Raw genomic sequence first — 22,747 nt, forward strand, 5'->3', positions numbered from 1 at the left:
TTGCACCAAACTTCATGAGGGTGAGGGATCTTTTTGAAAGCCACAGGCATCGTGCGGAGAATTGATGATCTCGGTCGGGTCGTGATTCCGAAGGAAATTCGACGGACGTTGCGCATTCGCGAAGGCGATCCCTTGGAGATATTTGTGGACCGCGACGGCGAGGTCATCCTGAAGAAGTACTCGCCCATCGGAGAGCTCGGGGATTTTGCGAAGGAGTACGCGGATTCGCTCGCTGAAAACACGGGGCACATCGCGATGATCGCGGATCGAGACGTGATTATCGCCGTCTCAGGGGCGCCCAAAAAGGAATTTTTGGACAAGCCCGTGAGCGAAGACATTGAGCAGGCGATGGAAGAGCGGAAAACGGTGCACAATTCGGCGGCGGGGGAGTACGCCATCGTGCGGGATCGCCCGGAGCGGTTCGGCGCGCGCGTCATCGCACCCATCATCGCAGCGGGCGACCCGATTGGCGCGGTCATCCTCGCCACCCGCGACGAGAGCGTGCGGATGGGGGAGACCGAGGTCAAGTTGGCGGAGACTGCCGCCGGTTTTTTGGGTAAGCAAATGGAGCAGTGAACCGGCGACACCCATAAAATACCATATGGACCTTGGGTGTGCAAGTGTGAATCGGACGAATGGGCGCCAGCGGCACATGTCAGAGCCGACGACTGCGCATCGCCATCGAGCCTCCCGCGTCGGGTGAAACAGGGACCTGCGGGAGGCCGTTTTGTTGTAGTGGTGCGGTATACTGGGGGCGGAGGCGCACGTGCGCATCGCGGCCTGCACGGAAACCGTTGTGCCGAGGAGGGTTACGCAAATTGGGCACGTTGCACATTGTCGGACTGGGCCCCGGAGACCCAGACAGCATCCCGCTCGGCTCGTACGAGATGATGCGGCGCGGCTTTCCCGTCGTGCTTCGCACGCGCGAGCATCCGGCCGTCAAGAGGCTCGAGGAAGCCCATGTTCCCTTCGAGTCGTGCGATGACCTCTACCAGACGAGCGACACGTTCGACGCCGTGTACGAGGCCATCGTGGCGCGCCTCATCCATCTCGCCGAGCATCACCCGCACGTCGTGTACGCGGTGCCCGGCCATCCGCTCGTCGCCGAGCGCGCCGTGCAGATGCTCTTGGCCCAGCCTCATCCCGGCGTGGAGGTCGAGCTTGGTCCCGGGCAGAGCTTTCTCGATCTCGCCGTGGCAAGCCTCGGCATCGACCCGATTGAAGGGCTTTTGTTGCTCGACGGCCTCGCGCTCCGGCAGGACCAGCTGAATCCGCGCCTGCACACGTTCATCGCTCAGGTGTACGATCGCGACGTGGCGAGCGACGTCAAGCTGACCCTGATGCAACTGTATCCGGACGAATACGAGGTCGTGATCGTGCGCGCGGCCGGCGTGCGCGGCGAGGAGCGGATCGAGCGCGTGCCGCTGTACGAGATCGACCGGCTGCCCTGGCTCAATCACCTGACGACGCTGTATGTGCCGCCGGCGAGCGAGGCTGCCGTGCTCTATCGGGATTTGCACGAGGCGCCGCGGATTGTCGAGGTGCTGCGCGGGCCAAACGGTTGCCCGTGGGACCGCAAGCAGACGCACGCGTCGCTGCGCAAGTACGTCATCGAGGAGGCGTACGAGGTGGCGGACGCCATCGACGCGGGCGATCCCGACCATCTGGCCGAGGAGCTGGGCGACCTTTTGCTGCAGATCCTCCTTCACGCGCGGATCGCCGAGGAGGCGGGCGAGTTCGCGCTGCGCGACGTGTTCGCGGGGCTCGCCGCGAAGCTCGTCCGGCGCCACCCGCACGTGTTTGGCGAAGAGGTGGCCGAGACACCGGACGACGTGCGCGGCATTTGGGAGCAGGTAAAACAGGATGAGCGTAGAAATGAAGAGCGTGAAGAGAGCGCCCTGTCCGGCGTGAAATTCGCCGGGCCAGCGCTCGGCGTGGCACAGGAGGTGCAGAAGGCCGCCGCCAAGGTGGGCTTTGATTGGTCCAACGAGGATGATGTATGGCAAAAGGTCAAAGAGGAAATGAATGAACTTGACATGGAGCGGCGCCGCGAGCCGCGGGATGGCGCCAAACTCGCCGCGGAAGCCGGAGACCTCCTGTTTGCCGTCGTCAATCTCTGCCGGTTCCTGAAGCTCGACGCCGAGTCCGTGTTGGCGCAGGCGACGCGCCGCTTTGCCCGCCGCTTCCGGTACGTGGAGGAACGGCTGCGCTCAGATGGAGGATCATGGGAAACCGCATCTCCAGAAGCGCTCGATGCGTACTGGAATGAGGCAAAAATCGCATTTTCGCCGTCGAACTAGCAGGATTCCTGGCGAGAAGAACGAATAACATTCCCGACATTCCCACGAAAGGGGTATCGCACGCGTGAACAAGATGGAACTCATCAACCGTGTCGCGGAAGAGACGGGATTGAAGAAGAAGGACGCCGAAGCCGCGGTGAACAAGGTGTTCGAGATCATCGAGAAGGCCCTCGCGAACGGCGAGAAGGTGCAGATCATCGGCTTTGGCACGTTCGAGACGCGCTCTCGCGCCGCGCGCTCCGGGCGCAACCCGCAGACGGGCGAGGTCATCGAGATCCCGGCTTCCACGGTGCCTGCGTTCAAACCGGGCAACAAGCTCAAGGAAGTCACGCGTTAAACCTTGCGACTCGATAAGTTTCTCAAAGTGTCCCGCTTGATCAAACGGCGCACGCTGGCCAAGAAGATCTGCGACGCCGGGCGCGTGACGGTGAACGGCCGTCCCGGCAAGGCCGCGACGGACGTCGCCGTGGGGGACGAGATTGTCATCCACTACGGCAACAAGACCGTGACGGTCTCCGTTCGGCGCCTGGCGGAGAATCCGCGGCGGGACGAAGCAGCTTCTCTCTACGAGATGGTCCGCGTGGAACCGCGCGCGGGCGACGTCGACGAGGAATTCGTCGACGATGAAGCCGAGACACCATAAGCCCGGTGAGGGCCGGCCCGTTGGGCCGGTCTTTGTCTTTGGTTCAAACGGTGGGAGGATGACAGGCGCTTTGGGCCGGCGTGGCCATCGCCTCGTCGAGCCGCCTGCCCGCCTTTGGCGCCCATGCCGCACGATGCTGCCGCGTCCTCCGCACGCCATCCGCTCTCCCTCATGCCCGCGCCCCGAGCCAGGCGCCGCTTCCTTCAGCCCTCCCATCCGCAAACGAGCGGTGAGATGGGCCCGTCGCTCATTTCCGGTCTACATGTCCACGCCGCATCATACACTCGGAGCGACAGGGTACGTTGGAGGTGTCGGCATGGAACCGGCCGAGGGACACGATGTGCGTATCCTCGCCAGGCGCGAGATCGAGGTGACGGGCGTGGAGCGGCTCGAGCAGTTCGACGCCGAAGCCTTCGTCCTTGCGACGCGCGCCGGTGAGCTGTGCGTGGAGGGGCAGGGCCTTGCCATCAAGGCCTTCGATCGGCAGGCGGGCGTCATCCGCATCGAGGGCGAGATCGGCGCGCTGACGTATGGCGATCACCGCCGCCGGGCGCGCTGGGGGCGGATCTGGCCATGAACACGACGCAAAACGTGGCGTACGTCCTGTGGATGCTCGCGGCGGGCGCGGCGATGGGCGCCGTCTTCGACTGGTACAACACCATCGCCACCAGCCTGCGGCTTCTGCGCCATCTGCGGCCGCTTTGCGATCTCGCCTTTTGGGTAGCGTCGGCCATCTGCGTATACCTGCTGACCTTCCGCACGATCGACGGCGAGTTCCGCATCTGGACGCTGGTGCTCGTGGCCGCGGGGTATGGGCTGTACCGCGTGACGCTGAGGCGGCGCGTGATACGCGGCGCCTTCGCCGTGGTCGCGGCCATCCGCTTCGTCGCGAGAATCGTCAGGCGTACGATGGAGGTGCTCATCGTCTGGCCGCTCCGCCTCGCCGCTCGCGTGGCGCTCGCGATTTTGGGCGTCCTGTATCGAGCGGGCGTGTGGCTTGAAGACGTGGTGTGCCGCATCCTTGCGGTGGCCTTCGCCGTCGTCAGCTTTCCCGTGCGCCGCTACATCCGGCGCGACGCCGCTTGGCGAAAAAAACTAGCGGCGTGGCAAGAGGATTTGTGGCAGCGGGCGTCGAATTGGTTGATCCAAAGCCGCGGACAGGCTCGTTGACGACCTTGGTCGGGGCGTCGGCGCGCCGGGCGGTCACTTCCCTTCGAGGAGCGTTTCGCAGTGCGAGCAGTCGAGTCACGCCCAATGATGAGCGTCCAGCGAGAGCCTCATCGGCAGCGCCGCAGCGTCCCCGTTCGCATCCGATATGTGGCTGCCCTCGCCATTTGCGCATGGGCGTTCTTTTACTTCTGGCATGCGGAACGCCCCCAATTGCGCCAGCTGGCGGCGGAAAACGCCAAGTTGGAGCGCCAGTTGCATACGCTCCAGGCGGAACAGCGCACGTTGCAGGCCGAGAAGCAACAACTGAACAATCCTGCGTACATTGAAAAGTACGCGACGGAACATCAGAATCTCGTGATGCCCAACACCGTGCCGTTTGATCTGCAGTCGCCGTCGAAATCTCACTGACGCCGCAGGTGCGCGTGAGTCGAAAGGGCGCAAGGCGGATATCCTACGGATGAGCGGAGGTGGCCGTCAGGGCTTCACACCGATTGTCGCTGCAGGCCGTTCAACGGATTCTTTTCGTTCAAGCGGACAGGGAGGAACAAGCAACTTTATGGCCATTGAGGTCGGGAGCAAACTGACGGGCAAGGTGACGGGAATCACGCGGTTTGGCGCGTTTGTCACGCTGCCCGAGGGCGAAACGGGTTTGGTGCACATCTCCGAAATCTCGGACGACTACGTCCGCGACGTCAACGACTACTTGAAGGTGAACGACGAGGTCACCGTCAAGGTGCTCAGCGTCAGCGGAGATGGTAAGATTGCCCTGTCCATTCGCCAGGCCAACGAGTCGTCGTCTGGCCGCACGCATCGCGGAGGTTCGCGAGGGGGTCAGCGCCAAGACCGGCGCCAGGGATTTGAACAGATCATGAACAGGTTTCTCAAAGACAGCGAGGAGCGCCTGGCGCAGCTCAGGCGAAGTGAGGCCAAGCGCGGCGGCCGCGGCGGCCGGCGCGGCTGAAACCTCAGCGCATCGGCCTCAAGCGCGTCAAGAGACATGCGGCGCTTCGCGAGAAGCCGAATCGGCCGCCCTACGGCGACGAAAGCACCGGGCTTCGCACGGCCCGGTGCTTTCGCGTGATACCGGATGGGGATGCCGGATCTCAGAGAACCTCCAGCGCAGCTGGGTGCGCTCGAAAGGAGGCGTCCCGTGCAGGACGACACCTACTATCTCGAGTATGAGCTTGCGGACGGCACGCGGCTCTTTCTCGCCTTCGACAACGAGAATGATCGCGACGGCTGCCACATCTCGCTGGATATGTACAAGGCCCAGCTCGGCCCCATCACCCAAGAGGTGTTGGACCGCATTCTGGGCAAGTTTCAAGGCCGGATCGCCGGGTATCCCGGTTGACGACACGGGCGGGCGCGCAGAAGGCCGGACGCGGGTGCGCGCGGTGTGCATGCGAGGCGCAAGGCGCGCGGGGACACGGCACATGGGCGCCACCCCGGCGGCGCAAAACCGAGCGGCTCCCGCAGCGTCACGGCTGCGCTTTCGCCTCCGACCGGCGATACCGGTAATACGCTTCGTTCAACATCACAATGGCCTTGCGATCGCGATTGAGGAACGCTCTCCTGAGTTGACTCCGAAGCCATTCCGGCATTCCACATCACCTCGCTCATCGCGGTTGTATGTAGTCTACGCGGTGGGGACAGAAATGGCGCCCAGAAAATCTCGCGCAAAGCCGATGCCTCGTAGGCGCCGCGACTTCAGGCATCCATCGGCATCTCCCCATCTCGCCAAACGTCCCGCTGGCAGCATCCAGACCGCCCCGCACCCGAGGCAGCCTTCGGAACGCCCCACCCGCGCTACACCAAAAGATCCAAGCGGCTTCGCACTTGTTCGACAAGGACGCCCGCTTTCGACAAAAGTTCCGCCGCGTACGGATCCGGGCGGTAGGCAAACTCGTAGAACACCCGGCGGATGCCCGCCTGGATGAGGCTCTTCGTGCACGTCAGGCACGGCGTGTGTGTGACGTACAGGTCCGCCCCTTCGGCCGCGATGCCAAAGCGCGCGCACTGCAACAGCGCGTTTTGCTCCGCGTGAATCGCCCGCACGCAGTGGCCGTCCACCACCTTGCAGCCCACGTCCACGCAGTGCTCGTCCCCGTGAATGCTGCCGTTGTAGCCGCTCGCAATGATCCGTTTATCCCGCACAATCACGCAGCCCACCTGCAGCCGCGTGCAGGTCGATCTCGCCGCCATCACCCGCGCCTGCGACGCGAAAAAACTGTGCCAGTCCATCCGCTCTCGTCTCGCCTCCATTGTCGATCACGCCCTCCTTTTGGCGAACTGTGTAATCAATACTCGAAAACTTTCTCGATTGCGTAGACGCCGTTTGACAAAATCTGCAGTTCTACCTGCCTTATAATGGCCATACACATGGATGAAAGGGGACGGATGTATGGTCGGAAAACGTCGTCGGAGCGGGCCGAAGCCATTTCTCACCGAACGGAACCAGGCACCAAAGCATGCGGCGCGCTCCAAACATGTCTCACGGGCGGCGGTCAGGGCATGGCGACGCCCCGTGCTCATCGGTTCACTCGCGTTCCTGCTCGGCCGAGCCTCCATCGATCACGCCGTGGCGCCCTTCGCGTTGGCGTACTTCGCCGTCGTCATGGCCCTTGCCGGCGAGCGCCGCGCGTGGCCCGCGTATGCCGGCATCCTCGGCGCCTTCACCGCGGGCGTCGAGCAGGGGCTCGAACTCACCGCGGCCATCGTCTTGTACAAGCTCGCGCACCGCATCATCTTTCGGCGCAAGACGGCGGACCTCATTTGGGCGCCCATTCTCGCCGGCTCGGTAGGGTTTGTCGTCCACCTCGCATCGTTTGGGACAAGCCTGACCGTCGCCGAGGGCCTTCTCGCCTTCAGCCAAGGCGCCTTGGTCACCATCTTAGCGCTCATCTTCCTTCAGTGCATTCACCTGTTTCTCGGTCAGGAACTCACGCGGACGCTGCGCTACGAGCAGATCATGAGCGTGGTCATTCTCATCGCCTCGGTCATCATGGGCTTCGACGGGCTTGCCATACGCGGGGTTCCGCTCGCGCTCGTGGCTATCGACTGGATTGTGCTCGTGCTCAGCGCGACCGGCATTGGCGCCGCCGCCGCGGGGGCGGTCGCGATCAGCATGCTGTCGCTCTTGAGCCACGAGGCGTCGCTGATGGAGGTGGCGGTGCTCGGCTTCATCGCGCTCATCTGCGGCCTGATGCGCGACGCCAATCGGTTTGTCGTCTCGGCCACGTTTGTCGCAGGCGTCGGCGCGCTGACACTCGCCTACGCGCACGCCTACGCGCCGCTGTTTGTGCAGATGTCGGCCGCGGCGGCTGCCTCCGTGCTCTATCTCCTCACGCCGCGGAGCCTGGTTGTCGAGCTGCGCTCTTTTGTGCCTGGCACGCCTGAACATTCTGCCGACGAGCGCTTGCGCGCCGAGCGCGTCCACGCGCTCATGACGGAGAAGATTCACGAGGTCAGCCAGATCTTTGAGGAACTCGCCGACACCTTCTCCGACGTGAGCGGCAACGACTACCTGCTCATGCGCGATCTCGTCACGCAAACCATTCAAAAGACCCGCGACAGCGTCTGCTCGCTCTGCCCGCGCCAGACGCTCTGCTGGGGTCGGGAGATGCTGCAGACCTACAACGCGATGAAACACACCCTGGTCAACATCGAATCGGCCGGCGGGCGGCGCGCCGCGCCCACGCCTGAGCTGCGCGATCGCTGCATCCGCCTGGACCCGATGATGAGCACCCTGCGCTATAACCTCGACCTCACGCATCGCGACTACAAGTGGCTGAAGAAGATGATGGAAGAGAGAAAGCTCGTGGCGCATCAGCTCGCGGGGGTGGCCGATGTCGTCCGAGCCATTGCCAAGGAGCTCGAGATGGAGCAGAAGACGTTGTTGTCGGATCGCGAGAAAATTGTGAGCGCGCTCGAGGAGCTCGGCCTCTACGTCGACGACGTGCGAATTCTCAGCCTGGAGCCCGGCCGCGTCGAGATCGAGGTCGTGCAGCCTTCCGAGAGCGCCCACGAGACGTCCGCGCGCATGATCGCGCCGCTCTTGTCGGGCATCCTCGGCGAGCACATCACCGTCGCCAAGCTGAATGTGCCGCCGCACGGCGGGCCGTGCACGGCCACATTTGCCTCGGCGCGCCAGTATCAGGTGCACTCGGCGGCCATGGCCATCGCGAAAGACGGCCGGCCCGTCTCCGGGGACACCCACACGGCGGTCGATCTCGGCAACGGCCGCTACGCCCTCGCCATCTCGGACGGCATGGGCAACGGCGAGCGGGCCAAGCAGGAGTCGAAGTCGGCCATCGACCTGTTAAAGCGCCTCATGAAGGCCGGGTTCGACGAAAAGCTCGCCGTGCGCACCATCAACTCCGCGCTCGTGCTCCGCTCGCGCGAGGAGATGTTCACCACGCTCGACATGGCCGTGATCGACCTGTTCCACGCCAAGTGCGAGTTTTTGAAGGTCGGATCGGCGCCGAGCTACATCAAGCGCGGCCAGGAGGTCATCAAGGTCACCGGCAACAGCGTGCCCATCGGGATTCTCGAGGAGATTGAGGTGCAGACCATCGAGGCGCAGCTGCTGCCGGGCGACGTGCTGGTGCTCGTCTCCGACGGCGTCTACGACGCGACGCCCGAAGGCGTGCAGGCGGACGACTGGATCCAGGCCGCCCTGGCGCAGATCAAATCGTCGGATCCGCAGGCCATCGTGGACGAGCTGGTCGAGATGGCCGTCGAGGCCTCGCACGGAAAGATTCGCGACGACATGACCGCTGTGGCCGCCGTGATCGAGCGGTATCAGGAGCAGTGGGCGGCGATTCGCCTGCCGAACGTGCCGAGCCTGCGATCCGCAGAGCGCAAGCGCCGCATGGCCTAGGGCGTGCAACGGATTCTATCAAGCTTTTGGGAATGAAACGATTCCACCTCGGCGATACTGGCGACTAGCCAGTTTTGCGGAGGTGAATTTTTCTTGACCAGGGAAGCGACCATCCGGCAGATTCTCGTCATCACCGACGGCTGTTCCAACATTGGGCCCGATCCCGTCGAGGCCGCGCGCCGCGCTCACCGGCACGGCATCGTGGTCAACGTCATCGGCATCGTGGGGCGCGGCGACGCGGGCGAACAAGGCTACAACGAGGCACACTCCATCGCCGACGCGGGCGGAGGCATGTGCAGGATTGTCCAGCCCGCCGACATCTCGGCGACGGCGCAGATGATGACGCACCAGACCATGCAGATGACGCTTCAGCAGGTGGTCAACCAGGAGCTGCTCGCCGTGATGGGCAAGTCGACCGAGGATTTGCCGCCCGCCGAGCGGGCCCGCGTGATGCAGGTGGTGGAGAAGCTGGAGGACGAGGTGGCGCTTCACCTCGTGGTCTGCCTCGACACGAGCGCCAGCATGCGCGACAAAATCCCGACCGTGCGCGAGGCTGTGCGCGATCTCGCCCTGTCCCTCAAGGTGCGATCTGGCCCGCTCGCCGTGAGCGTCCTGGCGTTCCCCGGCAAGGGCGAGGAGGCGACGCGTCTCGTTCAGCCGTTCTCGTCCGAGGTGAACGTCGCGGCGCTCGAGGCCGAGCTCGTGGCCCGCGGCGGCACGCCGACCGGCCCGGCCATCGATCACGCCGCCGACCTTCTCCTCTCGCGCGCCCACAGCGCGGAGGACGACGGTCCGCGCCGTGAGTTCGGATGAGCTCGCCCCGGCCGCTCGCCCCCGGCACCTGGGTGACGGGCAAGTGGACGTCGCGGCGCTGGCGCGTCCGCGGCGTCCTTGGCACGGGCGCCAACGGCATCGTGTACGCCGTGGAGCGCGACGACGGGCTGCCCGGCGCGATGAAGGTGTGCGCGACGGCCGGCCAGGTGGCGTTCGAGTGGTCGCTGCTGAACCTTGTGCGCGGGCCGGGATCGCCCTTCCCAGCGCCGCAGCAGATCGACGATTCGGACCTCCCCGGCGCGCGCTTCTTCTACGTCATGGAGCGCATCTCGGGGCGGCCGCTCGACAGTGTCTGGCCCCATCTGGCACCCGCTCGGCGCAAGGACGTGATGCAGAGGATCGTCGACGGGCTCGCCAAGCTGCACGCCACCGGACACGCGTTCTGCGACGTCAAGCCGCAGAACGTGCTCGTCCAGGAAGCGTCTGGCGAGGTGCGCTTTGTCGATCCCGGCGGTGTGACGCCGTTCGGCAAGGCCGTGCGGCAGTTCACGCCGACGACAGACGGCGCGTTTTTTGGGCTGTGCGACCGGCGCGCCAGCGCGGCGTACGACGTGGTGGCGGTGGCGCTCATGGCCGTGTCGCTCGACGCGCCGTGGCCACCGCACCTCTACGAGCTGCCGCCCGAGCGGCGCCAGGAAGTCCTCAGGGCGATGATGGCGGACAAGGTGGACGCGGCGTGGCGGCCGGTCTGGAACCGGGTGTTTCGCAAGGAGATCCGCGATGCCGCCTCGCTCGGCGCGGCCATCGCGGACATTCGCGTGAAGACCCACGCGGCGAAAGGCGGCGAGCGCGACTGGACGGCCGCCTTCATGTGGGCGAGCGTCGCTGGCGCCGTGATCTCCACCGCCTGCGCCTGGGCCCTGTACCTGCGCCTCATCTGACGCGGTATGGCGAAATCGCGGGTGTCGCGGGCGTTTCGGCGGGGGCCCCGCCTCGAACGCAACAGGCCCGATGCGCGGCAGGATTTGCTACAATGGATGTGGACAAGGGAGGCCGCGAAGTGGACCGCGGCCGAGAGCGGAAACGGCGGGATCGTCCTTGAGGCGAGCGGGAGATCTCCTCACGCACGTGACTTCCTTCTTCGAAGAACATCAGCTTGCGGCCGCCCACGCGGTGATCGGCGTCTCCGGCGGCGTTGACTCCATGGTGCTCCTGCACCTGTGTCAGCGCGCGGTCGAGGGGGCGCCGCCTGCGCTGGGCGGCTTTTCCGTCGTCCACGTTCACCATCACCTGCGCGATGCGGCCGATCGCGACGCGGCCTTCGTGCAGGCATACTGCCGCCAGCATGGGATCCCGTGCGAGATCGCGCACGTCGAGATCGCGGATGTGCGAGGGGAGGGCCTGGAGGCGGCGGCGCGGCGGGCGCGCTACGAGGCGCTCGCGGCGCGCGCCCGCGGGAAAAGCGGCGTCATCCTGGTGGCGCATCACGCGCAGGACGAGCTGGAGACCTTCGTCATGCGCTTGCTCCGCGGCGCGGGGCCTTTGGGGCTCGGCGGCATGCGCCCAAAGGTCGAGATGTTCGGGGCGCATGTGCTTCGGCCGCTCATTGCGGTGGAAAAGGCGGCGATTCTCGAGTACGCGGCGGCGCACGGGGTGCCGCACGTGGAGGACGAGACGAATCAGGACACGCGTTTTTTGCGGAATCGCGTCCGCCAGGTCGTCGTTCCGGCGCTTCGGTCCATCGAGCCGCAGGCGGAGCGGAAGGTGCTTGAGGCGCTCGAAATCCTCTGGGCCGAGGACGCGTACATGCAGGCTCAGGCCGAGCGGGCGGCGCGGGAGGTCGCAGCGTGGCGGGCGGACGGGAGCATCCTCCTTTCCGCGGCGCGGCTTGCGGCGCTTCACGTTTCTTTACAACGCAGGGTGATTCACATACTATTGAATTGTTTCTCCGCGCGCGAGTGGACGTTTGCGCACGTGGAATCCATCCGGCGCCTGGCCGCCGCGAAGGCGGCATCGGGCGAAGTCCACCTCGCGGCGGATGTGCGGTGCGTCAAGGCCTATGACCACATGTACATAGGTCGCCCGCAGCGAGACAACCTCCACCTGTCGGCGCGTGTGCGCTGGGATTTGCGCGCGCCGGAAGCCGGGATCGGCCAGGGGGAGGCTCGCTGGCGGTTTCGGCGGCTGTGGGTGGCGGACCCGAATCCGGCTCGCCTGCCTTCGCCGTGGTGGCTGCTTTTGCCCGCGGAGGTGTCGTGGGCCGAAGTGGCCGTCGGCGTGCCGACGAGCGAGCGCGTGCGGCTTTTCGGCGGGCGCGGGACGAAGAAACTGCAGGACATCTTCACCGACGCCAAGGTGCCGCGGGCGTGGCGCCCGCGCTGGCCGGTGGTGTTTGTGGACGGCGAGGCCGTGTGGGTCCCCGGCCTGATGCGGTCCGGCGCCTGGCTCTGGCGCGGCGGACCGGCGTACGTCATCCGGGCGCGCGCCCCGGCTGCGTGTCTGGCCGCATGGCCTCTGCGAGCAGACCGCGGGCGGCGTTGAACATTTTCAAGCGGACATGGGGAGGCACTCATGCATCCTGATCTGGAGCGTATCCTGTTCGATGAGGAAACTTTGCAGGCCAAGGTGGCCGAGATGGGGGCGGCCTTGAGCCGAGATTACGCGGGCAAGACCCCGCTTCTCATCTGCATCCTCAAGGGCGCGGCGCTGTTCATGGCCGATCTCGTCAAGCGCATCGATGTGCCGGTCGAGATCGACTTCATGGCCATTTCGAGCTATGGGCAGTCCACCAAGTCGTCTGGCGCCGTGCGCATCTTGTACGATCTCGAGCGCCCGGTCGAGGGGCGCGACGTGATCATCGTCGAGGACATCGTGGACACGGGCCTCACGCTCGCGTACCTCCGCGATACGATGATCCGCCGGCAGGCGGCGAGCGTAAAAATTGTGTCGCTGTTCGACAAGCCGAGCGGGCGCAAGGTCGACATCCAACCGGACTACGCCGGCTTCACGGTGCCGGACGCGTTCATCGTCGGCTACGGCCTCGACTACGCGGAGCGGTATCGCAACTTGCCATACGTGGGCATCCTCAAGTCTGACATCTATGCGACAGGTTGACGCGCGTCTCCCTGGCGGGCGTCTTTCTTGCTAGGAACGCCCATCCTGGTATGGTACAATAGTCGCGCCGTAACCGAGAGGAGGTAAGGCATGAACCGTTTTTACCGGGGCGTTGTCCTGTACGTGCTGATCATGTTCGTGCTGATCGGCGTACTGAGATACCTCACCGGCCCTGAGCAGGTTCGCGGGCCGATTCCATATAGCCAGTTCATCCAATATGTCGAGCACAATCAGGTGACAGGCACGCTGCAGGTCACGCCCGACGGCCTCACCGCGACCATCGACGGAACCCTGAAGAACGGGCAGAAGTTCGAGACGCGGGCTCTGTACGACAACAACCTCGAGCCGTTTCTGCAGAGCCACAACGTGTCGTTTAACGTGATTCCGCAGCCGCGCGGAAGCGTGTGGATCTCGCTGCTCGAACAGGTGGTTCCGTTTGCCTTCCTCTTCATCTTAATGTTCATCCTGTTCAACCAGGCCCAGGGCGGCGGCAACCGGGTGATGAACTTCGGGAAGAGCCGGGCCCGGATGTACACGGACGAGAAGCGAAAGGTCACGTTTGCGGACGTCGCGGGGGCCGATGAGGAGAAGGCGGAGCTTGAAGAGATTGTTGAATTTCTGAAGGATCCGAAGCGATTCACGGCGCTCGGCGCGCGGATTCCGAAGGGCGTGCTGCTCGTGGGTCCGCCCGGAACCGGTAAGACGCTGCTCGCGCGGGCGGTGGCTGGCGAGGCGGGCGTTCCCTTTTTTAGCATCAGCGGTTCGGACTTCGTCGAGATGTTTGTCGGCGTCGGCGCTTCGCGCGTGCGCGACTTGTTCGATCAGGCGAAGAAGAACTCGCCGTGCATCATTTTCATCGACGAGATCGACGCCGTGGGCCGTCACCGCGGGGCGGGGCTTGGCGGCGGACACGATGAGCGCGAGCAGACGCTGAACCAGTTGCTCGTGGAGATGGACGGCTTCTCGGCCAACGAGGGCATCGTCATCATCGCGGCCACCAACCGCCCGGACATTCTGGACCCTGCGCTCTTGCGCCCAGGCCGCTTCGACCGGCAGATTGTGGTGAACCGCCCGGACGTCAAGGGCCGCGAGGAAATTCTGCGCGTGCACGCCCGGAACAAGCCGCTCGCGCCCGATGTGAATCTGGAGATCATCGCGAAGCGCACACCGGGGTTCACGGGCGCGGATCTGGAGAACGTCTTGAACGAGGCGGCGCTCTTGGCGGCGCGCAAAAAGCAGCGCGAGATCACCAACGCGGACATCGACGAAGCCATCGATCGCGTCATGGCTGGGCCGGAGAAGCGCAGCCGCGTGATGAGCGAAAAGGAGCGCAGGCTCGTCGCCTATCACGAGGCCGGCCACGCGGTGGTGGGGTATTTCATCCAGCCGGATCGCACGGTGCACAAGGTGACCATCGTCCCGCGCGGCATGGCCGGCGGATACACGCTCAGCCTGCCGAACGAGGACCGGTACTTCATCACGAAGCAGCAGATGCTCGACGAGATCTGCATGACGCTCGGCGGCCGGGTGGCGGAGGAGATCATCTTCGGCGAGATCTCCACGGGCGCGTCGAACGACTTGGAGCGCGTGACGAACATCGCCCGGCAGATGATCACGGAGTACGGCATGAGCGACAGGCTCGGCCCGCTGCAGTACGGCAGCCGCGCCGGAGGGGCCATCTTCCTGGGGCGGGACCTGCAGGGCGAGCCGAACTACAGTGATCAGGTGGCGTACGAGATCGACCAGGAGATGCGGGAAATTGTGGAGACGTGCCACGAGCGCACGCGGCGCATCTTGACGGAGAAGCGGGACGCGCTGGACGCGCTGGCGGAGCGGCTGTTGGAGAAGGAGACGCTCGACGGGGAAGAGGTCAGGGAGATCCTCGAGCGGTATCGGTGAACAGGGTTGACGTCAAAAGGGAAAGCGGGATGCGCCAGAAAGGTGGCGGCATCCCGCTTTTCGCTTTGGATGAGGCCGCAGTCAGGACGCAGTCGGCGGCGCAGGCCCCACGCCCCGGTCCGGGCGTGGCCGTCTTGCGCTCAGCTCGTCACGTTGAGCGCGGGGTAGTAGGCGGAGGGATCATCGTCTACGAAGTAGTTCACAGTGTAGAATGCCGGGCCGACAAGTTCCTCGCCGCGCACGCCGTCTTTCTCCAGCACGGCGGCCACCTGGATGAGCTCATTCAGATATCCGCTCGGTTGTTTGAACTCCGCGTACACGTTGCACGTGGCGTGTGGCGGGATGAGGACGCCCTGGTTCCCGAGCGGCTTGGCATCGGAAGGATAGCCGCTCGGAAGGGACGTGTCATTCAACCGGTAGGCCAGGCGCGAGAATTGAAAACCTCCGGCCGTCTCGAGCCCCGTCAGGCGCACGGGCGTATCGGACGGGTTTTTGAGCTGGAAGTAGATGTCGTGTGGTTCGTTCAGCAAATCCGGCTGGCCTGCGACGCTGTTGGGCCCGGCCGGGATGTCGAGCCACGAGACGGGATGCGCCACGACGCGCGTGTACGCCTTGCCGAGCGCGAAGGACTGGCTGCCGGTCGCAAGTTGGACGCGAAGTTGAACCGGGTCCCCTTGATACGGGCCTGCAACGCCGGCGTTCCAGAGAAGCGTGTATTGGGCGGACGTCGTGCTCTGGCTCGCTTGCACTTGCGCCTTTGTCACCGGATGAAACGCGTTGGATGTCAGCGTGGCCCCCTGAATCGAGAGCCGTTGTTCCTTGTGTGGGTTGCTGATTGTCACCTGTAGAATACTCGCTTGTCCTGGTGCCGTCACGACAGAATACAGCCACTTGTTGTGGACGGTCCAGCGGTCCGGTGGATTCGGGTGTCCGCACCCGGTGGCGATAGCTGCGCAGGCCGCAAGCGCGAGCCCGGTGACGGCGGCTCCGGCGCGTTTCACGTCGGCCTCCCCTCCTTCCACGGGAACGTGTGGTGGATTGCGCGGCTTTGCATGGAGCTCCCCCTCAAAGATTGGCGTGATCGAGATAACTTGTGTATACAGATTCATCGCACTTTTTGCATGAGTCTTCAGACCCATGTTGCGCTAGCATTCGATGCTATCACCGACCGTTCAAGAAATGCGCTCGCGTTCTGCAGGATCTTGTCCCTGTCGCTTTGAATTACATAAGGGTGTTTGGTTCATCATGGAGAAGACATGCGGAGGGATGCGCCCCGTGAGGTGGGTGGCAACGCAGTACGTTCGACCAAATTCCGTGCTGGCACTGCGCGTGCCGGACAAGCGGGGGCGCACCCTGCTGGCGCCTGGCGTCGTCCTGACCGACAGTCTCATCCGCCGCTTGGCCGATCTCGGCGTGCGCGCGGTGTGCATCGAGGACAAGGCGACCGAAGACGTGCGAGTCCGCGAGGTGGTGCGCGAAGAGACGAAGGTGCGCCTGTTCGGCATGACCTATGACACCTTGCATGAACTCGCGGTCACCCAGTTTGCGCCGCACGTGCGCGCGTTTCAGATTCGCAAGATGTTCACTCCGGTGGTGGAGGACGTGATCGAAGAGCTGCGCTCGACAGGCGCGGCCGCGGATCAGCTGAGCACCGTCTACGTGCAGGACGGCGAGCTGTTCCACCACTCGGTCAACGTCATGTTTTACGCCGTGACGCTCGGGCTCAAGCTCGGCCTGACCCGCCACGACCTTGTCGATCTCGGCATTGGCACGCTCCTGCACGACGTGGGCAAGCTGCGCCTGGACAAGAAGATCCTGCAGAAGCCGGGGCGGCTCACGGACGAAGAATTTCGCATCATCCAGGAACACGCGCGCATCGGGTACGATATTCTCATGAAGCAAGGGGATATCTCGGCGAGATCGGCCGTGATCGCCCTGCAGCATCACGAGCGGCTGGACGGCAGCGGCTATCCGGATCGGCTGACGGGCAAGGACATCCACCTGTTCAGCCAGGTTTCGATGGTGGCCGACGTGTACGAGGCGCTCACGGCCAATCGCGTCTATCGGCGGGCGTTTCTGCCGCACGATGCCCTTGCTATCCTGGAGAACGACACGGCGAGCGGCAAGCTCCCGAGCCGCGTCATGGAGGCGTTCCTCGCGACGGTGTCGCTGTATCCGCTCGGCATGTCGGTGCGGCTGTCGGACGGGACGCTCGGCGTCGTCGTGGTTCCGTCGGCGCACAACCGGCAATATCCCGTGGTGCGGGTCATCGAGGACGCGGACGGGCGCCCGGTCACGCCGTATGAGATCGATCTCGCCGCGGAGCGGGAGGTCCATATCGCGGTCTGCGAAGCTTGAGGCCGCGAGCCACATAGAAAGACACGCGGGCGAGCCGAGCGCTCGCCGACGGGGGGATGGGTATGACAGGGGACAGGGTCATCCGCGCCATCGCGCGGGACGGCCGCGTGCGGGTCATCACATGCCACACGACGGCGCTCGTGCGCGAGCTGGCGCGGCGCCATCAGACGTGGCCGGTGGTGACGGCGGCGCTTGGGCGCACGGCGTCCATCGCCGCGATGATGGCCACGCTGCTCAAGAACCACGAGTCGGTGACGGTGAAAATTGAGGGGGACGGCCCCATTGGGTACATGGTGGTGGAGGCGCTGCCGTCGGGCGACGTGCGCGGGTATCCGGGCAACCCGCACGTGCACCTGCCGCCAAACCACCAGGGAAAGCTCGACGTGGGCGGCGCGGTGGGCCAGGGCCACTTGTACGTGGTGCGCGACACGGGGCTGAGATCGTACTACACGTCGTCGAGCGCGCTCGTCTCGGGCGAGATCGCCGACGATTTCACGTACTACTTCGCCACGTCGGAGCAGACGCCGTCCGCGGTCGGCGCGGGCGTGCTCGTCGGCACGGACAACGTCCCCATCGTGGCGGGCGGATTTTTGATCCAGCTCATGCCGGGGCACACCGAGGAGGACGCGGCCATCGTCGAGGAGCGCTTGGCCGAGGTGCCGAGCGTGACGGGCTTCTTAGAGAAGCATCCGGCCGCGGACGCCCTGTTGTTCAAGCTGTTCCCGGACGCGCATATTCTAGCCTTGCAGGACGTGCGCTTCCGCTGCAAGTGCAGCTACGCTCGCTTGCGCGACGTGCTTTTGAGCCTCGGCGCGAAGGAGCTCCGCTCGATTCGCGACGAGCAGGGGCAGGCCGAACTCACGTGCCACTTCTGCGGCAACGTGTACACGTTCGGGCGCGACGAGCTGGACGAGATGATCGCCGAGATCGAACAGCAGGGGGTGAGCGCGCCGTGACGGTGGTCATGGGCATCTTGAACGTGACGCCGGACTCGTTTTCGGACGGCGGGCGTTACCTGGACCCTGAGGCGGCGGTGGCGCGCGCGCTCGAGATGGAGGCGGAGGGCGCCGGCATCGTCGACATCGGCGCGGAAAGCACGCGGCCCGGGCACACGCCGCTCACGCCGGACGAGGAGTGGCGCCGCTTGGAACCCGTCCTGGCGCGGCTTGCGGGGCAGCTCAGGGTGCCCATCTCCGTCGACACCTACCACGCCGAGACGGCCCGCCGCGCGGCCGAGTACGGCATCGCCATCGTGAACGACGTCTCCATGCTTGCCGATCCCGACATGCCCGCCGTCGTCCGCCAGTACGGCCTGCGCTACGTGCTGATGCACACGCGCCGCGAGGTGCTGCCAGGGCTGCCCGTATCCGCCATGGTGGAGGAGATCCGCCGCCCCCTCGCGCGGCTCCTCGAGGCGGGCGTGCCCGCGCGCGACATCGTGATCGATCCCGGCGTGGGCTTTGGCAAGACCCGCGAGCAGGATCTCGCCTGCCTCGCCGAGATCGGCCGGTTCAAGGCGCTCGGGCACCCGGTGCTCGTCGGCGCGAGCCGCAAGCGTGTCGTCGGCCACGCCTTGGGCGGCGTGCCGGTAGAAGAGCGGCTCGCCGGATCGCTCGCCGTCGTGGCGCACGCGTGCATGGCGGGCGTGGACGTCGTGCGCGTGCACGACGTGCGCGAGTCGGTGCGCGTGGTGCGGATGATGGAGGCGATTTTGACGCATGGCGCATCCGCTTCATGACGCGTACATCGGGGCCGGATCGAACGTCGGGCGGCGCATCGTCCACCTGGGGCGGGCCATGGAGGGCCTGCGCCCACTCGGCGAACTGGCCGCCGTGTCGAGCGTGTACGAGACCGCGCCGGTCGGCTATCTGGACCAGGGCGACTTCCTGAACCTCGCCGTCCACCTGCGCACGCCGCTTGCGCCGCACGAGCTGCTCCGCGCGCTGCTCGCCATCGAGGCGCAGGCCGGGCGCACGCGCGAAATCCGCTTCGGCCCGCGCACGCTCGATCTCGACCTGCTCCTATACGACGACTTGGCGCTCGATACGCCAGAACTCACGCTCCCTCACCCGCGCATGTGGCAGCGGGCATTCGTCATGGTGCCGCTCGCGGAGCTTCGGCCCGACGGCCTCGCGCCAACCGGCGAGACGTGGGCGGCGCTCGCGGCGCGCCTTCGCGAGAAAGGTGAGGTGCATGAAGTTGGACGCTTTTGGTAGGCGGTTGCGCGCCTTTCGCAAGTTGAAGCACATGACGCAGGCCGATCTCGCCCGCGCCCTCGGCGTGAGCGTCGCGACCATCGGCGGCATTGAGCGCGGAACGCGCCGCCCGTCGGATCACCTCATCGGCGCCATCGCGAGCGCACTCGCCATCGACGTAGAAGAGCTGTGGGGCGGGCGAGGCTGGCAAGAGGCGGCGGCGGATCGTCGGGGGTGGGCCTCGCTGGATGCGTGGCCCGGGGCACCGGACGAGGGGCTGCTCGAGGTGGCGCAGGCAGGGCCGCACGAGGCGACATCGGAGCCGGCGCTGGCCGTGCCGCAGGAGGCACCGCGAGGAGCGTCGCAGGGGGCGCCGCGGGCCGTGCCGCAGGAGACGCCGTGGGCCGTGCCGCAGGCGGCATCCGAGGCGCCGCGGGGAGCGTCGCAGGGGGCGCCGCGGGCCGTGCCGCAGGCGGCATCCGAGGCGCCACGCGAGGCGCGCGCCCCGTCTCCCGGCCGGGATCGCGCCCCGGCGCATGGTCTTCCGCCGCGCGAGGACGAGGGCGACAGGGTACGTTGACAATGTGTGGGGCCCTCTCTATAATGGCGCATAGATCCGCGAGTGGCGATTCCGTTTACCGGAAAACGGTATTCACGATGGCTCACAGCGCGCGTGCTGCCAGCAATGGCATGCACGCTTCTCGCTATTCCAGGGAGCCTTGAAGCATCGACTGGGAGCAAAGGAGAGACAGCCATGGCAGATAAAGAAGTGTTGCTCACGCCCGAGGGCCTGCGCAAGCTCGAGGAGGAGCTGGAACTCCTGAAGAGCGTCAAGCGGCGCGAGGTCGCGGAGCGCATCAAGGTTGCCATCAGCTACGGAGATATTAGTGAGAATTCTGAGTACGAGGACGCGAAGAACGAGCAGGCGTTCATCGAAGGCCGCATCATGACCCTCGAGAAGCAGCTGCGCAACGCGCGCGTCATCAACGAGGACGAGGTCGACACCAACGTCGTCAGCATCGGCTCGACCGTCAAGGTGCTGGACCTGGATCTCGATGAGGAAGTCGAGTACACGATTGTCGGCTCCGCCGAGGCCAATCCCGCGGAGAACAAGATTTCAAACGAGTCGCCCGTCGGCAAGGCGCTGCTCGGCAAGCAAATCGGCTCCGTGGTCGAGGTCAACGTGCCCGCAGGCGTCATCCAATTCAAAATCCTTGAGATTAAGCGGTAAGCGTATTCCGCGGAAGACGCGGCGTCTTTTGCCATTTGAATGTGCGAGTCAGACCAGGACGAGGCATGCGCCTCGTCCCTTTCCTGTGTTCATGGCGATCACCGTCTGTCAGCGCTCGCCCCGCAGACAGAGAACTTTGCCGACGGCGCCGCACCGGCGGAGGGCTCCGCCGTCAGAAAGCTGCGCCGTCAGAGGGTTGCGCCGGCGGGCGCGTGACCCCAAGGCACGTTCCCGCGCACTCGCGTGGGCCCCGCCGCTCTGCGCCGCTCTGCGCCGCTCTGCGCCCCGTTTGCAACTTGCGCCGTTTTGTCCAATGATGATACAAGAGACCCCGGGCACCTCGGCCCGGCCAACTTTCCTGAGGAGCGTGTCGGTTTGGAAGAGCAAGAGCTGATTCAACATCGCCTGGAGAAGATGAACGCGCTGCGCGAACGCGGCATCGATCCGTTCGGCGGCCGCTACGAGGTGACGCACCACGCGGCCGACATCCACCGGTTCGGCGAAGGCAAGGACCAGGCCGAGCTCGAGCGCGAAAACCTCCGCGTGCGCATCGCCGGACGCATGATGGCCCGCCGCGGTCACGGCAAGGCCACCTTCGCCGTCCTCAACGACGTGACCGGCAACATCCAGATCTACGCCAAGTACGACGTCCTCGGCCCCGAGGCGTACGACATGTTCCAACACCTCGTCGATCTCGGCGACATCCTGGGCGTCGAAGGCACCGTCTTTCGCACCAACCGCGGGGAAATCACCGTGCTCGCCGAGCAGGTGACGTTTCTCACCAAGTCGCTTCGCCCGCTGCCCGAGAAGTGGCACGGCCTCAAGGACGTCGAGACCCGCTACCGCCAGCGCTACCTGGATCTCATCGTCAATCCCGACGTCCGCCAGATCTTCATCGCCCGCTCCCGCATCATCCAGGAGATCCGGCGCTATCTCGACGGCCAGGGCTTTCTCGAGGTCGAGACCCCCACGCTCCACGCCGTCGCGAGCGGCGCGCACGCGCGGCCATTCATCACGCATCACAACGCGCTCGACATGGACCTCTACCTGCGCATCGCCATCGAGCTGCACCTCAAGCGGCTCATCGTCGGCGGGCTGGAGCGCGTCTACGAAATCGGCCGCGTGTACCGGAACGAAGGCGTCTCGACCCGGCACAACCCCGAGTTCACCATGCTCGAGCTGTACCAGGCCTACGCCGACTTCCACGACATCATGGATCTCACCGAGAACATGGTGCGCCACGCCGCGCAGGCCGTGATCGGCAAGCTGCACATTCCCTACGGCGATCACGTCGTCGACCTCGAGTCGCCCTTCAAGCGCGCGCACATCGCCGATCTCGTCCTGGAGCACACGGGCGTCGACTTCCGCAGCGTCACATCCGACGACGAGGCCCGCCGCCTCGCTGCCCTGCACGGCGTCAAGATTGAGCCGCACATGACCTACGGCCACATCCTGAACGAGTTCTTCGAGCAGCGCGTCGAGGACAAGCTCATTCAGCCGACGTTCGTCTACGGCCACCCCGTCGAAATCTCGCCGCTCGCCAAGAAGAACGCCGACGATCCGCGCTTCACCGATCGGTTCGAGCTGTTCATCGTCGGCCGCGAGCACGCCAACGCCTTCAGCGAGCTGAACGATCCTTTGGATCAGCGCGAGCGCTTCCTCGCCCAGCTCCGCGAGAAGGAGGCCGGCAACGAGGAGGCCCAGGCGCTCGACGAGGACTTCCTCACGGCCCTCGAGCACGGCATGCCCCCGACCGGCGGGCTCGGTGTCGGCATTGATCGGCTTGTGATGCTGCTCACCGGCCAGCCGTCCATCCGCGACGTCCTGCTCTTCCCGCTCATGCGCGAGCGCCAGGACGACTGACGCGCGAGGCGCCTGCCGACGTCGACGCCAAGCGCCAGGGCCTCCTGGCGCTTTCGCTCGCTCGGCGCGAGTCACCGCATGCAAAAATTGTTTTTGCGATCCGCCTTGACACAGGGCGCCCGAGGGTGATAGTATCATTCTCGCCGCCCGCGAGGCGGCGCGAAAGACCGCGCGAGCGCGCGGGAGCGCTCCTTGAAAACTAAACACACGAGACCACCAAACCCAGAAGTCCATGCGACCCCAAATGGAGTACAGGATAGACGCTTGGATTGAGAGTTTGATCCTGGCTCAGGACGAACGCTGGCGGCGTGCCTAATACAT

Annotated in this window: 25 protein-coding genes; 22 read left to right on the forward strand and 3 right to left on the reverse strand. The window is 65.3% G+C overall.

Going from position 1 to position 22,747, the window contains the following annotated elements:
- Positions 1–33 precede the first annotated feature (33 nt).
- From spoVT to BW934_RS07770, 9 genes are all read left to right on the forward strand, one after another.
- Positions 34–576, forward strand: coding sequence for a stage V sporulation protein T (gene spoVT, locus BW934_RS07730; protein WP_012809627.1), 543 nt, complete (start codon positions 34–36; stop codon positions 574–576).
- 242 nt (positions 577–818) lie between these two features.
- Complete coding sequence (yabN, locus tag BW934_RS07735) at positions 819–2,300, forward strand: bifunctional methyltransferase/pyrophosphohydrolase YabN (protein ID WP_076346758.1); 1,482 nt, start codon at positions 819–821, stop codon at positions 2,298–2,300.
- 64 nt (positions 2,301–2,364) lie between these two features.
- Positions 2,365–2,637 carry an HU family DNA-binding protein gene (locus BW934_RS07740; RefSeq protein ID WP_143232576.1) on the forward strand — a complete coding sequence of 91 codons (273 nt, stop codon included), beginning with the start codon at positions 2,365–2,367 and terminating at the stop codon, positions 2,635–2,637.
- A gap of 3 nt (positions 2,638–2,640) precedes the next feature.
- On the forward strand, positions 2,641–2,943 hold the full coding sequence (locus BW934_RS07745; RefSeq protein ID WP_076346760.1) for an RNA-binding S4 domain-containing protein: 303 nt from the start codon (positions 2,641–2,643) through the stop codon (positions 2,941–2,943).
- A gap of 316 nt (positions 2,944–3,259) precedes the next feature.
- Positions 3,260–3,520, forward strand: coding sequence for a YabP/YqfC family sporulation protein (locus BW934_RS07750; RefSeq protein WP_076346762.1), 261 nt, complete (start codon positions 3,260–3,262; stop codon positions 3,518–3,520).
- The gene (yabQ, locus tag BW934_RS07755) at positions 3,517–4,113 is read left to right on the forward strand and encodes a spore cortex biosynthesis protein YabQ (protein WP_076346764.1); all 597 of its coding nucleotides are present in this window, start codon (positions 3,517–3,519) and stop codon (positions 4,111–4,113) included. Before BW934_RS07750 ends, yabQ begins: the two co-directional genes overlap by 4 nt.
- A gap of 84 nt (positions 4,114–4,197) precedes the next feature.
- Positions 4,198–4,521 (forward strand): FtsB family cell division protein, encoded by a 324-nt coding sequence (locus tag BW934_RS07760; RefSeq protein WP_234969678.1) that lies wholly within the window; start codon positions 4,198–4,200, stop codon positions 4,519–4,521.
- 148 nt (positions 4,522–4,669) lie between these two features.
- A complete protein-coding gene (locus BW934_RS07765; protein WP_076346768.1) occupies positions 4,670–5,074 on the forward strand; it encodes a S1 domain-containing RNA-binding protein in 405 nt (134 codons plus the stop codon).
- A 189-nt stretch (positions 5,075–5,263) separates the two neighbouring features.
- A complete protein-coding gene (locus BW934_RS07770) occupies positions 5,264–5,464 on the forward strand; it encodes a hypothetical protein (protein ID WP_076346770.1) in 201 nt (66 codons plus the stop codon).
- 127 nt (positions 5,465–5,591) lie between these two features.
- Here the strand turns inward: BW934_RS07770 and cmpA are convergent, their stop codons facing one another.
- Both cmpA and BW934_RS07775 read right to left on the reverse strand, forming a co-directional pair.
- Positions 5,592–5,714 (reverse strand): cortex morphogenetic protein CmpA, encoded by a 123-nt coding sequence (gene cmpA, locus BW934_RS14795; RefSeq protein WP_143232578.1) that lies wholly within the window; start codon positions 5,712–5,714, stop codon positions 5,592–5,594.
- Positions 5,715–5,919: 205 nt separating this feature from the next.
- A complete protein-coding gene (locus BW934_RS07775) occupies positions 5,920–6,375 on the reverse strand; it encodes a deoxycytidylate deaminase (protein ID WP_076346772.1) in 456 nt (151 codons plus the stop codon).
- Between the two features lie 139 nt (positions 6,376–6,514).
- Between BW934_RS07775 and spoIIE the strand changes: the two genes are divergently transcribed.
- The 6 genes from spoIIE to ftsH all read left to right on the forward strand — a co-directional run bounded on the left by spoIIE (position 6,515) and on the right by ftsH (position 14,779).
- Positions 6,515–8,992 carry a stage II sporulation protein E gene (spoIIE, locus tag BW934_RS07780; protein WP_076346774.1) on the forward strand — a complete coding sequence of 826 codons (2,478 nt, stop codon included), beginning with the start codon at positions 6,515–6,517 and terminating at the stop codon, positions 8,990–8,992.
- A 93-nt stretch (positions 8,993–9,085) separates the two neighbouring features.
- Positions 9,086–9,805, forward strand: coding sequence for a vWA domain-containing protein (locus tag BW934_RS07785; RefSeq protein ID WP_076346776.1), 720 nt, complete (start codon positions 9,086–9,088; stop codon positions 9,803–9,805).
- A complete protein-coding gene (locus BW934_RS07790; RefSeq protein ID WP_076346778.1) occupies positions 9,802–10,707 on the forward strand; it encodes a protein kinase domain-containing protein in 906 nt (301 codons plus the stop codon). Before BW934_RS07785 ends, BW934_RS07790 begins: the two co-directional genes overlap by 4 nt.
- A gap of 157 nt (positions 10,708–10,864) precedes the next feature.
- Positions 10,865–12,307, forward strand: a complete 1,443-nt coding sequence (gene tilS, locus BW934_RS07795) for a tRNA lysidine(34) synthetase TilS (protein WP_076346780.1) — start codon at positions 10,865–10,867, stop codon at positions 12,305–12,307.
- Positions 12,308–12,337: 30 nt separating this feature from the next.
- Positions 12,338–12,880 carry a hypoxanthine phosphoribosyltransferase gene (hpt, locus tag BW934_RS07800; RefSeq protein ID WP_076346782.1) on the forward strand — a complete coding sequence of 181 codons (543 nt, stop codon included), beginning with the start codon at positions 12,338–12,340 and terminating at the stop codon, positions 12,878–12,880.
- A gap of 90 nt (positions 12,881–12,970) precedes the next feature.
- Complete coding sequence (gene ftsH, locus BW934_RS07805; RefSeq protein WP_076346784.1) at positions 12,971–14,779, forward strand: ATP-dependent zinc metalloprotease FtsH; 1,809 nt, start codon at positions 12,971–12,973, stop codon at positions 14,777–14,779.
- Positions 14,780–14,919: 140 nt separating this feature from the next.
- Here the strand turns inward: ftsH and BW934_RS07810 are convergent, their stop codons facing one another.
- Positions 14,920–15,780 (reverse strand): hypothetical protein, encoded by an 861-nt coding sequence (locus tag BW934_RS07810; protein ID WP_076346786.1) that lies wholly within the window; start codon positions 15,778–15,780, stop codon positions 14,920–14,922.
- Positions 15,781–16,045: 265 nt separating this feature from the next.
- On the opposite strand from BW934_RS07810, the gene BW934_RS07815 reads away from it, so the two are divergent.
- The 7 genes from BW934_RS07815 (at position 16,046) to lysS (ending at position 22,426) form a co-directional block, all read left to right on the forward strand.
- A complete protein-coding gene (locus tag BW934_RS07815; protein WP_234969680.1) occupies positions 16,046–17,137 on the forward strand; it encodes an HD-GYP domain-containing protein in 1,092 nt (363 codons plus the stop codon).
- A 62-nt stretch (positions 17,138–17,199) separates the two neighbouring features.
- Positions 17,200–18,093 carry an Hsp33 family molecular chaperone HslO gene (gene hslO / locus BW934_RS07820; protein WP_084182535.1) on the forward strand — a complete coding sequence of 298 codons (894 nt, stop codon included), beginning with the start codon at positions 17,200–17,202 and terminating at the stop codon, positions 18,091–18,093.
- A complete protein-coding gene (gene folP, locus BW934_RS07825) occupies positions 18,090–18,875 on the forward strand; it encodes a dihydropteroate synthase (protein ID WP_076346790.1) in 786 nt (261 codons plus the stop codon). The genes hslO and folP overlap by 4 nt, the downstream gene beginning before the upstream one ends.
- Positions 18,856–19,353 carry a 2-amino-4-hydroxy-6-hydroxymethyldihydropteridine diphosphokinase gene (gene folK / locus BW934_RS07830; protein WP_076346792.1) on the forward strand — a complete coding sequence of 166 codons (498 nt, stop codon included), beginning with the start codon at positions 18,856–18,858 and terminating at the stop codon, positions 19,351–19,353. Before folP ends, folK begins: the two co-directional genes overlap by 20 nt.
- The gene (locus tag BW934_RS15395) at positions 19,337–19,912 is read left to right on the forward strand and encodes a helix-turn-helix transcriptional regulator (protein ID WP_327077692.1); all 576 of its coding nucleotides are present in this window, start codon (positions 19,337–19,339) and stop codon (positions 19,910–19,912) included. The genes folK and BW934_RS15395 overlap by 17 nt, the downstream gene beginning before the upstream one ends.
- A 174-nt stretch (positions 19,913–20,086) precedes the next feature.
- A complete protein-coding gene (gene greA / locus BW934_RS07840) occupies positions 20,087–20,563 on the forward strand; it encodes a transcription elongation factor GreA (RefSeq protein WP_076346794.1) in 477 nt (158 codons plus the stop codon).
- Between the two features lie 375 nt (positions 20,564–20,938).
- Complete coding sequence (lysS, locus tag BW934_RS07845; RefSeq protein ID WP_076346796.1) at positions 20,939–22,426, forward strand: lysine--tRNA ligase; 1,488 nt, start codon at positions 20,939–20,941, stop codon at positions 22,424–22,426.
- Positions 22,427–22,747: the final 321 nt, after the last annotated feature.

Source organism: Alicyclobacillus vulcanalis, assembly GCF_900156755.1.
GTDB lineage: Bacteria > Bacillota > Bacilli > Alicyclobacillales > Alicyclobacillaceae > Alicyclobacillus > Alicyclobacillus vulcanalis.

Coding starts and splice junctions, on each gene's coding strand:
- spoIIE (WP_076346774.1), top strand. CDS start 6,515: ATGGTCGGAAAACGTCGTCGGAGCGGGCCGAAGCCATTTCTCACCGAA.
- yabQ (WP_076346764.1), top strand. CDS start 3,517: ATGAACACGACGCAAAACGTGGCGTACGTCCTGTGGATGCTCGCGGCG.
- cmpA (WP_143232578.1), bottom strand. CDS start 5,714: ATGCCGGAATGGCTTCGGAGTCAACTCAGGAGAGCGTTCCTCAATCGC.
- BW934_RS07760 (WP_234969678.1), top strand. CDS start 4,198: ATGATGAGCGTCCAGCGAGAGCCTCATCGGCAGCGCCGCAGCGTCCCC.
- folK (WP_076346792.1), top strand. CDS start 18,856: ATGGCGCATCCGCTTCATGACGCGTACATCGGGGCCGGATCGAACGTC.
- greA (WP_076346794.1), top strand. CDS start 20,087: ATGGCAGATAAAGAAGTGTTGCTCACGCCCGAGGGCCTGCGCAAGCTC.
- ftsH (WP_076346784.1), top strand. CDS start 12,971: ATGAACCGTTTTTACCGGGGCGTTGTCCTGTACGTGCTGATCATGTTC.
- hslO (WP_084182535.1), top strand. CDS start 17,200: ATGACAGGGGACAGGGTCATCCGCGCCATCGCGCGGGACGGCCGCGTG.
- BW934_RS07790 (WP_076346778.1), top strand. CDS start 9,802: ATGAGCTCGCCCCGGCCGCTCGCCCCCGGCACCTGGGTGACGGGCAAG.
- BW934_RS07765 (WP_076346768.1), top strand. CDS start 4,670: ATGGCCATTGAGGTCGGGAGCAAACTGACGGGCAAGGTGACGGGAATC.
- BW934_RS07775 (WP_076346772.1), bottom strand. CDS start 6,375: ATGGAGGCGAGACGAGAGCGGATGGACTGGCACAGTTTTTTCGCGTCG.
- BW934_RS07750 (WP_076346762.1), top strand. CDS start 3,260: ATGGAACCGGCCGAGGGACACGATGTGCGTATCCTCGCCAGGCGCGAG.
- hpt (WP_076346782.1), top strand. CDS start 12,338: ATGCATCCTGATCTGGAGCGTATCCTGTTCGATGAGGAAACTTTGCAG.
- BW934_RS07815 (WP_234969680.1), top strand. CDS start 16,046: ATGCGCCCCGTGAGGTGGGTGGCAACGCAGTACGTTCGACCAAATTCC.